This is a genomic window from Peribacillus sp. B65, from assembly GCF_058513295.1.
Map to the genome: position 1 here is coordinate 1,117,794 of NZ_CP195840.1, position 14,335 is coordinate 1,132,128.

General features: G+C 38.9%; 17 protein-coding genes and 1 pseudogene. 17 read left to right on the top strand and 1 reads right to left on the bottom strand.

Annotated features, from left to right (window positions below; translation table 11 throughout):
* Positions 1-4 precede the first annotated feature (4 nt).
* The 17 genes and pseudogenes from ACSR9O_RS05515 to ACSR9O_RS05595 all read left to right on the top strand — a co-directional run bounded on the left by ACSR9O_RS05515 (position 5) and on the right by ACSR9O_RS05595 (position 13,260).
* Positions 5-1,408: an FAD-binding oxidoreductase gene (locus tag ACSR9O_RS05515; protein ID WP_434169342.1), complete on the top strand. Its 1,404-nt coding sequence runs from the start codon at positions 5-7 to the stop codon at positions 1,406-1,408.
* The gene (locus tag ACSR9O_RS05520) at positions 1,405-2,763 is read left to right on the top strand and encodes a (Fe-S)-binding protein (RefSeq protein WP_491724091.1); all 1,359 of its coding nucleotides are present in this window, start codon (positions 1,405-1,407) and stop codon (positions 2,761-2,763) included. The genes ACSR9O_RS05515 and ACSR9O_RS05520 overlap by 4 nt, the downstream gene beginning before the upstream one ends.
* Before the next feature lie 134 nt (positions 2,764-2,897).
* Positions 2,898-3,551, top strand: coding sequence for an ABC transporter permease (locus ACSR9O_RS05525; protein ID WP_133349104.1), 654 nt, complete (start codon positions 2,898-2,900; stop codon positions 3,549-3,551).
* A gap of 15 nt (positions 3,552-3,566) precedes the next feature.
* Positions 3,567-4,571, top strand: coding sequence for an ABC transporter ATP-binding protein (locus ACSR9O_RS05530; RefSeq protein WP_491724092.1), 1,005 nt, complete (start codon positions 3,567-3,569; stop codon positions 4,569-4,571).
* A 13-nt stretch (positions 4,572-4,584) separates the two neighbouring features.
* Entirely contained in the window at positions 4,585-5,325 is a 741-nt protein-coding gene (locus ACSR9O_RS05535; RefSeq protein ID WP_491724093.1) for an ABC transporter permease, read from the top strand.
* Positions 5,326-5,347: 22 nt separating this feature from the next.
* Positions 5,348-6,268, top strand: a complete 921-nt coding sequence (locus ACSR9O_RS05540; protein ID WP_402942212.1) for an ABC transporter substrate-binding protein — start codon at positions 5,348-5,350, stop codon at positions 6,266-6,268.
* Position 6,269: 1 nt separating this feature from the next.
* Positions 6,270-7,592, top strand: coding sequence for an MmgE/PrpD family protein (locus ACSR9O_RS05545; RefSeq protein ID WP_491724094.1), 1,323 nt, complete (start codon positions 6,270-6,272; stop codon positions 7,590-7,592).
* Between the two features lie 613 nt (positions 7,593-8,205).
* Complete coding sequence (locus tag ACSR9O_RS05550) at positions 8,206-8,466, top strand: metal-sensitive transcriptional regulator (RefSeq protein WP_260357316.1); 261 nt, start codon at positions 8,206-8,208, stop codon at positions 8,464-8,466.
* Between the two features lie 39 nt (positions 8,467-8,505).
* Positions 8,506-8,811, top strand: a complete 306-nt coding sequence (locus ACSR9O_RS05555; RefSeq protein ID WP_427572799.1) for a monooxygenase — start codon at positions 8,506-8,508, stop codon at positions 8,809-8,811.
* A gap of 110 nt (positions 8,812-8,921) precedes the next feature.
* Positions 8,922-9,401, top strand: coding sequence for a DsrE/DsrF/DrsH-like family protein (locus tag ACSR9O_RS05560; protein WP_101221747.1), 480 nt, complete (start codon positions 8,922-8,924; stop codon positions 9,399-9,401).
* A gap of 13 nt (positions 9,402-9,414) precedes the next feature.
* Positions 9,415-9,783, top strand: coding sequence for a rhodanese-like domain-containing protein (locus ACSR9O_RS05565; RefSeq protein ID WP_485906415.1), 369 nt, complete (start codon positions 9,415-9,417; stop codon positions 9,781-9,783).
* Positions 9,784-9,801: 18 nt separating this feature from the next.
* The gene (locus ACSR9O_RS05570; protein ID WP_137017977.1) at positions 9,802-10,098 is read left to right on the top strand and encodes a rhodanese-like domain-containing protein; all 297 of its coding nucleotides are present in this window, start codon (positions 9,802-9,804) and stop codon (positions 10,096-10,098) included.
* A 53-nt stretch (positions 10,099-10,151) separates the two neighbouring features.
* Complete coding sequence (locus ACSR9O_RS05575; RefSeq protein ID WP_491724095.1) at positions 10,152-10,724, top strand: sulfurtransferase TusA family protein; 573 nt, start codon at positions 10,152-10,154, stop codon at positions 10,722-10,724.
* Positions 10,717-10,990 (top strand): annotated as a pseudogene (locus ACSR9O_RS05580) (DsrE/DsrF/DrsH-like family protein). Before ACSR9O_RS05575 ends, ACSR9O_RS05580 begins: the two are co-directional and overlap by 8 nt.
* A gap of 47 nt (positions 10,991-11,037) precedes the next feature.
* Positions 11,038-12,165, top strand: coding sequence for an MBL fold metallo-hydrolase (locus ACSR9O_RS05585; RefSeq protein WP_491724096.1), 1,128 nt, complete (start codon positions 11,038-11,040; stop codon positions 12,163-12,165).
* Positions 12,166-12,202: 37 nt separating this feature from the next.
* Positions 12,203-12,430: a sulfurtransferase TusA family protein gene (locus tag ACSR9O_RS05590; protein ID WP_101221752.1), complete on the top strand. Its 228-nt coding sequence runs from the start codon at positions 12,203-12,205 to the stop codon at positions 12,428-12,430.
* Positions 12,431-12,480: 50 nt separating this feature from the next.
* Entirely contained in the window at positions 12,481-13,260 is a 780-nt protein-coding gene (locus tag ACSR9O_RS05595; RefSeq protein ID WP_491724097.1) for a sulfite exporter TauE/SafE family protein, read from the top strand.
* A 218-nt stretch (positions 13,261-13,478) separates the two neighbouring features.
* On the opposite strand, the gene ACSR9O_RS05600 is transcribed toward ACSR9O_RS05595, so the two are convergent.
* Positions 13,479-13,961, bottom strand: coding sequence for a DUF456 domain-containing protein (locus ACSR9O_RS05600; protein WP_101221754.1), 483 nt, complete (start codon positions 13,959-13,961; stop codon positions 13,479-13,481).
* Positions 13,962-14,335: the final 374 nt, after the last annotated feature.

Here is a 14,335-nt window from a genome sequence, read left to right on the forward strand (position 1 = left end):
AGTGATGAAAGAGCAGCTATTAAGGCTTATATATACCATCGTTCCAAAAGAAAGGGTACTGACAGATTTAGCAGAGCTTTATTCTTATAGCTTTGATGCATCATTCGGTGAATACTTGCCGGAAATCGTTATTCAACCAAAAAATAAAGTAGAAGTTGCTGACTTGGTCAAGCTTGCAAACGAATTTAAAATTCCTGTTTATCCTAGAGGAGCGGCTACCTCCTTAAGCGGGGGTTCCCTTGCTGTTGAAGGGGGCATGATTCTAGATATGTCACAATTTGAAAAAAAACTTGTGATTGACCGTGAAAATTTACTGGCAATCTCCTCACCAAGTGTAATTACAAGTGACATACAACAAAAGGCAGAAGAGGTAGGCTTATTTTATCCACCGGACCCAAGCAGTTCCCATGTTTCAACAATTGGAGGGAATTTGTTGGAAAATTCAAGTGGTCCAAAGGGCTTGAAATATGGTACTACGAAGGAATATGTAATTGGTTTAGAAGTTGTTACACCAACTGGAGAAATTATTCGTACAGGAGGTCGAACGGTTAAAAATGTGACTGGCTACGATTTAACAAGACTCATAGTTGGTTCGGAAGGTACACTGGGAATTGTAACAGAAGCCATTTTGCGTCTAATACCAAAGCCGCTTGCAAGAAAAACACTTTTAGCTTCATTTGTAAGAATTGCTGATTCAGGGCATGCCATAACAAAAATATTATCAAATGGAATATTACCAAGTGCGATGGAATTAATGGATAATGCATGTATTCGTGCGGTTGAAAATTACTCACCAGCAGGTTTGCCCATTGAGGCGGAAGCCATCGTCATTATTGAAGTGGACGGCCATCCTGCGGCAATCGATGAAGAAATAAAAAAATGTGAAGATATCTGTCTTTTACAAGGGGCGACTAGTGTCAAAGTGGCGAAAACAGATGCTGAGCGTGATGAGATTTGGAAAGCTCGTAAAATGGTTTCTCCAGCTATTACACAAATGGGACCAACCAAAATTTCTGAAGATGCGACAGTACCAAGAAGCCAAATCCCTGAGATGATTGAAAAGCTTTATCAAATTCGTGAGAAATATCAGTTGAACCTGGTTGTTTTTGGTCACGCGGGGGACGGTAACCTCCATCCCAATATTATTACCGACAAGAGAAATATCGAAGAAATGAAACGTGTCGAAGATGCAGTCAGTGAAATTTTTGAAGCTGCCATCGAACTTGGCGGTACGCTTTCAGGGGAACATGGGATTGGGATATTAAAATCTCCTTATATGGAATTGGAGCTTGGATTAGATGGACTGCAAATGATGAAAAAAATTAAAGATGCATGGGATCCAAACTCTATATTAAACCCAGGAAAAATATTTCCACAGCCTGGAAAACTAAAGGTGGAATTAACATGAATAAAGCACCTCACGAAAAGGAATTAGCAATTACAGATAAGTTTACTCAAAAATTGCGTGATCTTTCGTATGAAGCAACCAATCAATGTGTGCAATGCGGATATTGTCTTCCTGCTTGTCCAACCTATGAATCTATGGGGAAAGAATCACAATCACCTCGCGGACGAATTAACCTGGTTAAAATGGCTGCAGAGGGAAAAATCGATCTTCAAAAAGATCTAGCTGAGCCAATTGACCTTTGTCTTGGTTGCAGAGCCTGTGAAGTAGCGTGCCCGGTTAATGTACCATACGGACAAATTTATGAGGTAGCTAAAGAAGTCATTACAGAACATCAAAAGCATGAACATCATAAAAAGCAAAAAAATAAACCTAAGATTCAAACAAAAGTGGTCGATTTTACGCTGACCAGTTTATTTCCGCATCGCAATCGTCTTCGTACATTAGGCAATCTAACGTGGCTATATCAAAAAACAAAAATAAATAAAGTGGTGCAAAAAACAAAAATGATTAACAAAGTGTCAGAGCCCATGGGACAGTTTGAAAAGATCCTGCCGGAGATCGAAGCACCAATCAAACGATATAAATACGGACAAAAATTTCCAGCATTAGGCGAGACAAAAGCAGTAATTGCCTTTTTCCCGGGATGCATCATGGACGCTATCATGTCAAAGATTAATAGGCTAACAATTGAACTGCTTCAAGTAATTGGCTGTGAAGTGATTATTCCGAAAAATCAAAAATGTTGCGGTGCACTTCATTCCCATCAAGGAATGAAGGATGGGGCTGTAAAACTCGCAAAAGCCAATATAGAAGCATTTGAAGCATCCGGTGCTGATTATTATGTCAATAACGCTGGGGGCTGCGGAGCGATGCTTAGTGAGTATAATCACTTATTTAACCATGATTCAGAATGGAAAAAGCGCAGTGAAGCATTTGTTAGGAAATCAAAAGATATTACCGAAATTCTGGTGAAATTTGGTCCTCTCCCGTTTAAAAAAGAATGGGTTGGTATTATTACGTATCAAGATTCTTGCCATTTGAGAAATGTCCAGGGAGTATTTCAAGAACCTAGGAAGCTTCTTAGATCCATACCAGGGGCAAGTTATATGGAGATGGAGGGAAGTGACCGTTGCTGTGCATCTGGCGGTATTTATAATTTAATGAATTTTGATGAATCGATGAAAATATTAGACGAAAAGATGTATATGGCGGGAAAAACAAATGCAAAAACAATAGTTACAACAAATCCGGGGTGCCTGCTCCAAATGAAGCTAGGTGTAGAGAGAAGCGGTACAAGAAATGTGGATGCTAAACACATTGTGGAAATTTTAGCAGAAGCTTGTTTAATTAAGTAGGAAAACATTAATAGAAGTGACATTAGACCATATTAAGAAGCAATTTATTTTTACAACTAAATAAAAAAGTGACCTGAACTATGCAAGACTATTAAGTCATAATCGAATCATTTAAATTAAAGGAGGGTAAAAAAGTGGATTTATTGGACTTTATCGGGTCGAACTGGGGAGAGCTTTTAGCAATGACATGGGAGCACATCCAATTAGTTGGATTAGCAGTTGGTGTAGCCATATTACTCGGTGTTCCATTTGGAGTTTATATTACACAGCATGAAAAGTTATCAAATCTTGTACTGGCAGTAGCAGGCATTATTATGACGATACCAAGTATTGCACTGTTCGGTATCATGATTCCGATTTTATCTATCATTAATCAAGGGATTGGGTTTTTACCAGCGTTTATCGCATTGGTCTTGTACTCGCAGCTTCCAATCATCCGTAATACATTCATCGCTGTTAAAAATGTAGATCCCAATATGCGCGACGCTGCAATAGGAATGGGAATGACGGCATGGCAACGTCTTTTAAAAGTTGAAATCCCAATTGCCCTTCCAGTAATTATGGCAGGAATTAGAATGGCCGTTGTATTAACGATTGGAATTGGGGCAATTGCTGCCTATATCGGTGCTGGTGGACTTGGGGTATATATCGCAAGAGGAATATCCACAAGTTACACAGAGATGGTTCAAGCTGGAGCCATTGCCGTTTCAATATTAGCGATCGCTGCTGACTATTTACTAGGTCAGGTACAAAAACGGGTTTCGCCCAAAAAAGCTCATATAGGATAAGGAAGGGGATGACTTATGATTACATTTAAAAATGTGTCGAAGGTATACAAAAGCTCTGGAAAATCGGTGAAGGCAGTAGATAATGTAAATATGACAATTGAAAAAGGAGAAATTTGTGTATTTCTTGGTCCCTCAGGTTGTGGGAAAACAACTCTTTTACGAATGGTTAATCGTTTGGTTTCTATCACAGAGGGGACTATTGAAGTCGGAGGAAAAGATATTTACTCATTGGATCCAATCGAATTGAGACGTTCAATCGGTTATGTAATTCAACAAAATGGTTTGTTTCCGAATATGACAATTGAACAAAACATTAATGTTGTACCAAAGATGCTGGATTGGAACGAAGGGGAAATGAAAAAACGATACAAAGAATTAATGGAGATGATGGGGTTAAACCATGAGGAATACCGAAAGCGTTATCCTTGGGAATTATCAGGCGGACAGCAACAGCGTATTGGAGTGGCAAGGGCGATGGCGGCAGACCCGCCAGTTATGTTGATGGATGAACCATTTGGGGCACTAGATCCGATTATTCGCGATCGGTTGCAAAAGGAATTTTTACGAATTCAAAAAGACGTAAAGAAAACGATCTTATTTATTAGTCACGATATTGATGAGGCTTTGTGTCTTGGGGATAAAATTGCTATATTTAACGATGGCCAAATCATGCAGTATGGAACACCGGATGAGATTTTGTCTAATCCAAAAAATGATTTTGTGAACAACTTTATTGGAAGTGATCGTGAAATTAAACGTTTACAACTATTAACGGTCAGGGATCTATTAAATAAAGCGAAAAAGGTAAATCGAAAAATGAATATAAAAATTGAATCTAGCGAATATGTGGTTAATATTGATGCAGATCTTCGAACAGCACTGTCTCTATTATTATCATCACCAAAAGGGGAAGCTGTGATTTTGGATCATAAAGGACAGCCAAGCGGAGTATTAAGCATTGGTGACTTTGAAGTTTTGACAGGTGTTCACCCTTCGAAGTTAAAGTCAATAATTCAATAAGGTGGGTGTCTTAATGAAGGAAATAAACAAGATAGAAATATTGATTCGCGCTTTGTTAATGTTGATTATTGTTGCACTGCTAGCTTATGCTCTCCAATCAGGTGCATTTCAATATATAAAAGATAACTCTGGTGAACTTCTTCATTTAGCTGGACAGCACATGAAATTGGTGGCGCTTTCATCCCTGGCAGCCATTCTTGTGGCCGTGCCTCTTGGGATTTTTATTACGAGACCTCAGTTTAAAAAATTTGAATTTATTGTAGTTAATTTTGCGAATATCGGACAAACGGTGCCAAGTATAGCCATTTTAGCGCTTGTCATGAGTTATCTAGGTTTAGGCTGGCAAACCGCGGTATTTGCGCTGTGGTTCAGCTCACTTCTTCCAATTTTACGGAATACGATTGCTGGAATTCAATCGGTTCCTCCATCGATCATTGATGCTGGAACAGGAATGGGTATGACGCAAAAACTCATTCTTTTCAAGCTTGAACTCCCTAATGCGTCATATGCAATTCTTGCAGGCATTCGGACCGCAACCGTTATTAATGTGGGATCAGCCGCACTTGCTTTCTTAATTGGAGGAGGTGGGTTAGGTGACCTTATATTCACCGGAATCTCACTTTACGATCCAGGCATTATGCTCGCAGGTGCCATGCCCGTTATCTTTTTGGCCATTGCTATTGATTTCTTATTAGGGAAAATTGAAGTAGCCACTACTCCGAGAGGATTGCAAAGAAAAGCTGATTTTATTTAAGACAATAAAGGGGGAAGTAAAAATGAGAAAGTTTAGCATGTTATTTTGTGTCGCACTTCTTGCCTGTATGCTTACAGCATGCAGTTCTTCGGAGTCTAATGCCGGTTCAAATGAAAATAAAGGGAAAATTACAGTGGGAGGAAAGGATTTTACTGAACAGCACATTTTGACACAAATTACTTCTATTTATTTGAAAGAAAAAGGATACAAAGTCGATGAAGCAAGTAGTATGGGCAGTACAGTGGCACGTTCCGCGCTTGAAAATGGTCAGCTCGATGTGTACTGGGAGTATACGGGTACAGCACTTATGGTTTATTTAAAGGAACCTGTTGAAACTGATCCCGAAAAGGCATATGAAAAAGTAAAAGAAATCGACAAAAAGAATAAACTTGAATGGTTAAATAAATCCGAATTTAATAACACATATGCTATTTTAATGCGCGAAGATTATGCTAAAGAGTTAGGAATCAAATCCATATCGGATCTAGCTGATATTGTAAATCAAGATTCTAGTAAATTAAAATTTGGATCGAACTCTGAGTTCTATGCGAGAAAAGATGGAATGAAAGGTTTGGAGAAAAAATATAATTTCTCTTTACCAGCTAAAAATGTTGTCAAAATGGATACAGGACTTCTATATAACTCTTTAAAAGAAGGCCAGGTTGATGTAGCGGTAGGTTTTGCGACAGATGGACGCATTGAAGGTTTTAAACTTGTTGTGTTAGAAGATGATAGTCAGTTTTTTCCGGCATATAATGGAGCACCTGTCATTCGTCAAGAAGTATTAAAGAAAAATCCGGAATTAAGAGATCTTCTTAATGCACTTTCAGATAAGTTAGATTCAGATACAATGAAGAATTTAAATTATCGTGTTGATATTAAGCATGAAGATATTAATGAAGTGGCTAAAACATGGCTGGATGAACAGGGAATGCTAGATTGAGATGAAAGCTAATAATTCGCTCATCACCTATATTGAATCTGAGTCGATTCAGAGTTTAGACAGTGGCACACTAACATCACTCAAAGAAGCTTTAGCAGACATTATCGCTTGTACCATTGCAGGCCGCAATACGAAAGCGGCAGAGATTGCAAAAGCATTTGCAGTTTCGCAGTGGGGGATGGGAAACAGTTCGCTTTTCCTGTTCCCAGAAAGATTAACGCCTGCCGGAGCAGCTTTTGTTAATGCGACATTGGCAAATGCCCTCGATTTAGATGATGGACATCGCCTCACAAAAGGACATCCCGGGGCAGTTATTTTTCCCGCGGTGATCGCCGTTGCAGAGGATCATAATATAAGTGGAGCAGAATTTTTGACGGCACTTCTTATAGGCTATGAAGTGGGGATCCGTGCAGGTATTGTTGCACACCTGACCCGGCTAGATTATCACTGCACCGGTTCATGGGGAGCTGTTGGAGCTGCCGCAGGTGTATCGTACATTTTAGGACTTAAGGGAGGAACAATTGAGCACGCACTGGGCAATGCAGAATATTTTGGTGCTTATTCTCCTATGATGCGCTGCATCGAACATCCTTCCATGTTAAAAGACGGGATTAATTGGGGGTGTATGGCCGGGGTCAGTGCTGCCCATTTGGCAAAAGCAGGCTATACAGGGATTCCATCATTATTTACAACAGAAGAAGCTGAGGGGCTTATAGACGATTTAGGAAAAAATTATCGAGTAAATGAACTGTATTATAAGCCGCATGCATGCTGTCGGTGGGCACAGCCAGCTATTGAAGCAATCAGGGAAATTCAAAGCCGGCATATACTAATATCCCAAAATATAAAAAAAATAGTCATTCATACATTTACAGAATCTGCAGCATTATCGAAAGAATATCCAGAAAATACAGAGGAAGCACAGTATAATTTACTTTTTCCTGTTGCAGCATTTCTTTCTTACGGTGAAGTGGGACCAAAACAAGTACTAGAACATCTGAATGATACAATTATTCTTAGCATGATGGACAAGATTACAGTAGTAGTTGATCAAAAACTTAACGAAGCATTTCCTGAAAAGGCATTAAGTATGGTTAAAATAGTAATGCAGGATGGTAACACTTATCAATCCGATATTATACAAGCAAGAGGAGACTTTGATTATCCGTTAAACGTTGAAGAAAAAAAAGAGAAGTTTTTCTGGCTGACAACGCCAATTCTAGGAAAAGAATCTGCGAAGAGTTTATTAGAAACCATTCAAAGCCTTGAACATATGAAAAGTATTCGAGATCTTATACCTACCATAGAAGAATTGGGTAAATAAAAAAAGTAGTGCAAACCAAGGGATAGGTTTGCACTACTTTTTTTTTACTATAAGTGGTGGAGTCAGTAGGAACCTTCAAAAAAATAGTCATTATGAAATCAAGTTGATAATAGTAGTTGATGCCATCTTATATCCAATGGCAGGATAGACATTATCGGTTCAAGAGAAATTTACTAGAGGGAGATTAGTTTGGAAATTTCATAAGCTTTCAGAAACATCTATAACTAGACAAGTTTTTCATCCCCCCGGTTAAAACGAGTTTGAAGAATTCTCCTCAAATCTTGATGCTAAACAATATAAGTTAGTCTAGCTCTAGCTTGACAATATACCCCTATAGGTATAATATGAACTCACCAGTTAAGAAAACACAAATTCACGAGTAAAAAGCCCAAACTCACGAGTAAAAAGCCCAAACTCACGAGTAAAATACGATTTAATTGGCTAGGGGCACGATAAGATTGATTATGCCGACTAAAACGTTTTAATGAAGAAATCTTACTTGAAAACATTCATGTCATTGCTTCTAATAAACTGGAAGTGAGCTTGGGGCTGCACTTCTCTTTTTAACGGAAAAGAAGATTAGCTATTGTTGTAAATAGATGGGAGGCGGAGTATGGAGTTTGATAAAAGCAGCATTCATCGCTTGAAGCGGATTGAAGGACAAATCAAGGGTGTTCTTGGAATGATGGAGCAGGGAAAAGATTGCAGGGAAGTCGTCACTCAGTTGTCTGCTGTACGTAATGCCATCGATAGGACCATGGGTGTTATCGTAAGTGCCAATCTTGAGCAATGCGTTCGGGAAAACGTCGAGAAAGGAGAAGGCACTGATCATTTAGTCAAGGAAGCGGTTAATTTACTAATTAAAAGCAGGTAAAAGAATTTGACCTGACTAGTAGAAAAAGGAGTGTTTTTCATGTCTTATATTTTACAAGTGGATTTTAAAATGGAGGGGCCATTTGGTCACGAAATGGTAAAAGAATTTACTGTTTTAGCAAAAAGCATTAATGATGAAGAAGGATTGATCTGGAAGATTTGGACCGAAGACAGTGAGGCAAAGGAAGCTGGTGGCATTTATCTGTTTGAAACGAAGGAATCCGCATGTAAGTACTTGTCAATGCACACAGCACGGTTAAAAGGGTTTGGTATAGAGAAGGTTAATGGAAAAATATTCGAAGTGAATGAAATTTTGTCTTCTATTAATCATGGACCAATTAAATAAAGAAAACCCTATTCCATTCATTTTTTAGTGAAGTGGGTTGACGAACTATATTTTTTAGCATAATATATACCCCGTAGGGTATCCGAGAATAAATCAGGGGGAAAACATAAATGACTGAAAAGAAAAGAACGACGATCATTTTATTTAGTGGTGATTATGATAAGGCAATGGCTGCTTATATCATAGCAAATGGGGCGGCGGCTTACGATCATGAAGTGACTATCTTCCATACATTCTGGGGATTGAATGCTTTAAGGAAGGATGATCCGATTTCATTAAAAAAAGGATTTCTTGAAAAAATGTTTGCAAAAATGATGCCTCGTGGTTCTGATAAAATGGGTCTATCAAACATGAACTTTGCAGGGATGGGACCTAAAATGATCAAACATGTAATGAAAAAGCATAACGCCATGTCACTCCCAAATTTAATTGAGTTGGCCCAAGAACAGGAAATCAAACTTATAGCCTGTACGATGACAATGGATTTATTGGGTTTACAGCAAGAGGAATTATTGGATGGAATTGAGTATGCAGGTGTTGCAGCTTATTTAGCTGAAGCAGAGGATGGAAATGTAAACTTATTTATATAAATGGGGGTTTCAAATGGGAACTATATTTAATCTCATCATATTAGGTTTCATCGTTTGGTTTTTATATCAGCGCTTTGTCCCGGCAAAGGGGATAAAAAATATAAATGCGCTTGAGTTAAAAGCTGTGTTGAATAATAAAGGAAATAAGCAATTCATTGATGTCCGTACTCCTAATGAATATAGGGGCAATCACATTAAGGACTTTAAAAATATACCTCTAAACGAACTTGGCAAAAGGGCACTTGAACTTTCAAAAGATAAAGAAGTGGTTGTAATCTGCCAAAGCGGGATGAGGAGCAGTAATGCGAGTAAAGCATTGAAGAAACTCGGGTTTAATGAAGTCACCAACGTAAAAGGCGGCATGAGTTCTTGGCGCGAATAAAAGGAGGATCTTAAAAAAATGAAAGAAATTTTACCGAATGAAGTGAACGCATTATTGAAGGGAAACTCGCCAGTCCATATTATTGATGTGCGGGAGGTGGATGAAGTAAAGGCAGGGAAAATACCAAATGCTTTGAATATCCCGTTGGGTCTGGTGGAATTTAGAATGCAGGATCTGGATAAATCAAAAGAATATATCATCGTCTGCCGTTCAGGGGGCAGAAGTTCAAGGGCAGCACAGTTACTTGAGGATCATGGATATAAGGTGTTGAACATGATGGGTGGTATGAATGAATGGGAAGGTCCCACAGAATAATTTCATATCCGATTATACCCCCATCCCTATAAAAAGTACAAGGAGGAAATAAAATGATTAAAACAAATTCCGTTTTGGATGCTAAAGGTTTAGCCTGTCCAATGCCAATCGTAAAAACGAAAAAAGCCATGAATGGCCTGGAAGCGGGGGAAGTACTCGAAGTTCAAGCAACTGATAAAGGGTCAACCGCCGACATGAAAGCCTGGGCGGAAAGTTCAGGTCACCAATATTTGGGTACGGTTGAAGAAGGAACAACACTAAAACATTATCTTCGGAAAGCAATCGGAGAAGAAACAGCAGTGAAGAAGCATGAAAAAATCATTTCAAATGAAGAACTTCTTCAACTAATGCAAGAAAACAGAAATATGATCATCCTGGATGTACGAGAATCGGCAGAGTATGCTTTTAATCATATTCCAGCAGCTAGATCCCTTCCAATGGGTGAATTGGAACAACATATGGATGAACTTGATAAAGAGTCACAGATTTTCGTGGTTTGCCGTACAGGCAGCCGAAGTGATCTTGCTGCACAAAAACTGACGGCGGCAGGATTTGAACAGGTATTCAATGTTGTACCCGGCATGAGCCAATGGAACGGTCCTTCACAAAAATCCGTGAATGAATAAAAAGTATAAAGGGTTTAACATCATAACGGCAGTAGCAACAGATCAAGAAGTGGCGATTTGCTTTAATTTCGAAGGTATTAGAAAGGCAAATGTTTCTTCCATTTCAGATTTAGTTTCCATTGCACAGGAAATGAACGTATAGTTGTCAAAAGACCAAGGCCGTATTGGGCATGGAAAAAGAAGCTTTCGTTGACCGTATCTAAGTAGGTGGAGCGGTCACATTTTTGGAGTTCGCTAAGAATGCTGATGTTACATTAACCTTTTAATGAAGGAAAAATTTTTGACATCATTGATACTATGGGGGGTATATAAAATGGCGTTTAAGCAAATTACAGCCGCTGAGGTTTCAAAGAAAGTAATCAATAAAACCGACTTATTTATTTTGGATGTTCGAAATGAAAGTGACTACCATGATTGGAAAATTGAAGGGGAGAATTTTGAATTCCTTAATATCCCTTACTTTGATCTACTGGATGGCGTGGAAGAAATAATCGATCAAATCCCGGCCAATAAAGAAATCCTGGTAGTATGTGCAAAGGAAGGCTCTTCCGTTATGGTAGCTGAAATGTTATCTGAAGCTGGATTGGACGTTTCTTATTTAAAGGGCGGCATGAAAGCATGGAGTGAACACTTGGAACCTGTGAAAATCGGTGAATTGATCAATGGCGGCGGAATTTACCAATTTGTTCGACTAGGTAAAGGCTGTCTATCTTACATGGTCGTTACCAATGGTGAAGCAGCCATTATCGATTCTACTCGAATGATTGATGCCTACCTTGATTTCGCCGATGATATCGGGGTGAAAATTACACATGTTCTGGATACACACTTACATGCCGATCATATTTCAGGTGGAAGACGAATAGCGGAAGTAACAAATGCAACTTACTGGCTGCCGCCAAAAGATGCGGCTGAAGTAACCTTTGAATATCAGCCATTAGAAAGCGGGAAAGTGATAACGATTGGTCATACTTCGATTGATATTCAAGCAATATATTCCCCGGGCCATACCATTGGTTCGACTTCATTTGTGGTCGATCAAAAATACTTGTTAAGCGGGGATATACTATTCATCGATTCGATTGGCAGACCGGACCTAGCTGGATTGGCTGAGGATTGGGTAGGCGACTTGAGAGAAACACTGTATACACGTTATAGAGGATTATCAGACGAGTTAATCGTATTGCCATCACATTTCATGATCGTTGATGAATTGAATGAAGATGGAAGTGTCGCTAAAAAGTTGGGTGCGCTGTTTGCTGAAAATCATGGATTGAACATTGTAGATGAAACGGAATTCAGAGAGCTGGTAACAGGTAATTTACCGCCTCAGCCAAACGCTTATCAAGAAATTCGCGAAACCAATATGGGGAAAATCGAGCCTGATGATGAAAAACAGCGTGAAATGGAAATCGGGCCAAATCGCTGTGCGGTTCGTTAATACCGATAAAAAGCCAAGAAAATAGGAGGAATGAAATATGCATTCAGATAAAGTGTTAAATGCTAAGGGACTAGCTTGTCCAATGCCGATCGTTAAAACGAGAAAAGCGATGAATGATTTGCAAACCGGGCAAGTGCTGGAAATACATGTAACCGATAAAGGAGCTAAAGCAGACTTAGCCGCTTGGTCAAAATCCGGTGGCCATGAACTGGTGGAAACGGCAGAAGAAAATGATATACTGAAATTTTGGATTAGAAAAGGCTGATAAAAGAAGGGAACCATTAGGGTTCCCTTCTTTTAAGGGAGGCACTTACAATGGATATCACCTTTATCATTACCATCTTTTTGATTGGTTTTATAGGTTCATACGTTTCAGGGATGCTCGGCATCGGCGGTTCGATAATAAATTATCCAATGCTGCTGTTTATTCCCCCAATCTTCGGTTTAGCGGCATTTAGTGCACATAATGTGACAGGTATAAGTGCTGTACAAGTCTTATTCGCTTCCATCGGAGGAATATGGAGCTATCGTAAGAGCGGACATTTAAATAAAACGCTGATTCTCTATATGGGGATCAGTGTGTTGATCGGAAGCGTGGTTGGAAGTTTTGGATCACAATCGATGTCGGAAAACGGAGTGAATATCGTCTATGGCATTTTGGCGTTGATAGCGGCTGTCATGATGTTCATTCCGAAGAAAGGGATAGATGACATTCCTTTGGATCAAGTTACCTTCAACAAATGGCTTGCGGCCATTCTTGCCTTAATCGTAGGTTTAGGTGCCGGGATAGTCGGTGCCGGAGGAGGCTTTCTATTAGTTCCGATCATGCTTATCGTTTTAAGAATACCAACCAGGGTCACGATTGCGTCTTCATTAGCTATCACATTCATTTCATCCATTGGTGCAACAGCAGGGAAAATCTCAACGGGACAAGTTGACTTCTATCCGGCATTGATAATGGTGGGAGCGAGTTTAATAGCATCTCCGCTTGGGGCGATGGCCGGTAAAAATATGAATGTAAAAGTGCTGCAAGTTATACTGGCTTTATTGATTTTAGCGACGGCTGTGAAAACTTGGGTGGGGATAATGTCTTGAGTTTTGACACGGAAGGAAGCAGTTGTGAAAATTATATTAGAATTCTAAAAAGAGTCCCATCGTTAAAGAATTGTTCTCAATAGGCCACAATAATAGTTCCTTTTCCTCCATCACTTTTTTCTTATTATCTGTACCAGATAAGTAAATGGGACTTCTGTTAATAGAAAAAGCTGACTGTTGAAAGTCAGCTTTTTCTTATTGTGGCCGTTGACAAATAATTAAAAAATTACCGCTAAGATAAACCAAACAATCATCAATAATTGAATTAATACTTTGGCTAAGCTGCCGCCTAAAAAACCGATGATAGTTGCAAACCCAACTTTAGTAGCCTTCATTATATCTTTTTGAATGATTAATTCCGAAACGAGGACTGCTAAAAATGGTACGAGAATTATTCCAAAAGGAGGAAAGACAAATGAACCAACAATCGTGGCAATAGCTGCTATTGTCTCGGATGTTTTTGATCCCCCATACTTTTTAACAAAATAACTATTTGCGATAATGTCGGCCGCGATTAATACACCGCTCAACACAACCATACTGATCCAGAACCATAACGATAACTCATCAGAATTAATGAGGAATTGATAAACTGCAAATCCTCCCCAAATAGCAACAACCGAAGGAATAATAGGATAGACAATTCCTACAAAACTTAAAGCAAATAAGACGATCGTTAAACCCCACCATAAAATATCCAATAAAACTCCACCTTTTCATACTTACTTATCATATATCTATTAAATTATATTTCTATTTAGGGACAAAAACCATTTATTCTTTTTTTGTATATTCGATTCCCTCACAGGTCATCAAATACCAAAGAATCAAATCTTGATATCACAGAGGTTTGGGCGTTTTTTTATTTTGTCTAACGGGATGCGTTTAGATAAACGTTAATCTAACGGGTGTGTTCGTATTATAAGGTTAGCCAGTTTTTACTGGTTGACCTTATTTTAATAGAATCTATTATATCAGTAGCCAGGGTAGGACGTACGGGTGTGTGGAACTTGATCCCGTGAACTAAACTGTCCGCCCCCTACTTGTAGAAACATGTTTGAGGCTGGTTGGGACG

What these genes read in the sequence shown, in the direction of transcription:
- ACSR9O_RS05575 (WP_491724095.1), top strand. Translation starts at nt 10,152, where the DNA reads ATGATTAAAACAAATTCCGTTTTGGATGCTAAAGGTTTAGCCTGTCCA.
- ACSR9O_RS05560 (WP_101221747.1), top strand. Translation starts at nt 8,922, where the DNA reads ATGACTGAAAAGAAAAGAACGACGATCATTTTATTTAGTGGTGATTAT.
- ACSR9O_RS05565 (WP_485906415.1), top strand. Translation starts at nt 9,415, where the DNA reads ATGGGAACTATATTTAATCTCATCATATTAGGTTTCATCGTTTGGTTT.
- ACSR9O_RS05535 (WP_491724093.1), top strand. Translation starts at nt 4,585, where the DNA reads ATGAAGGAAATAAACAAGATAGAAATATTGATTCGCGCTTTGTTAATG.
- ACSR9O_RS05540 (WP_402942212.1), top strand. Translation starts at nt 5,348, where the DNA reads ATGAGAAAGTTTAGCATGTTATTTTGTGTCGCACTTCTTGCCTGTATG.
- ACSR9O_RS05595 (WP_491724097.1), top strand. Translation starts at nt 12,481, where the DNA reads ATGGATATCACCTTTATCATTACCATCTTTTTGATTGGTTTTATAGGT.
- ACSR9O_RS05545 (WP_491724094.1), top strand. Translation starts at nt 6,270, where the DNA reads ATGAAAGCTAATAATTCGCTCATCACCTATATTGAATCTGAGTCGATT.
- ACSR9O_RS05570 (WP_137017977.1), top strand. Translation starts at nt 9,802, where the DNA reads ATGAAAGAAATTTTACCGAATGAAGTGAACGCATTATTGAAGGGAAAC.
- ACSR9O_RS05515 (WP_434169342.1), top strand. Translation starts at nt 5, where the DNA reads ATGAAAGAGCAGCTATTAAGGCTTATATATACCATCGTTCCAAAAGAA.
- ACSR9O_RS05530 (WP_491724092.1), top strand. Translation starts at nt 3,567, where the DNA reads ATGATTACATTTAAAAATGTGTCGAAGGTATACAAAAGCTCTGGAAAA.
- ACSR9O_RS05590 (WP_101221752.1), top strand. Translation starts at nt 12,203, where the DNA reads ATGCATTCAGATAAAGTGTTAAATGCTAAGGGACTAGCTTGTCCAATG.
- ACSR9O_RS05555 (WP_427572799.1), top strand. Translation starts at nt 8,506, where the DNA reads ATGTCTTATATTTTACAAGTGGATTTTAAAATGGAGGGGCCATTTGGT.
- ACSR9O_RS05550 (WP_260357316.1), top strand. Translation starts at nt 8,206, where the DNA reads ATGGAGTTTGATAAAAGCAGCATTCATCGCTTGAAGCGGATTGAAGGA.
- ACSR9O_RS05520 (WP_491724091.1), top strand. Translation starts at nt 1,405, where the DNA reads ATGAATAAAGCACCTCACGAAAAGGAATTAGCAATTACAGATAAGTTT.
- ACSR9O_RS05585 (WP_491724096.1), top strand. Translation starts at nt 11,038, where the DNA reads ATGGCGTTTAAGCAAATTACAGCCGCTGAGGTTTCAAAGAAAGTAATC.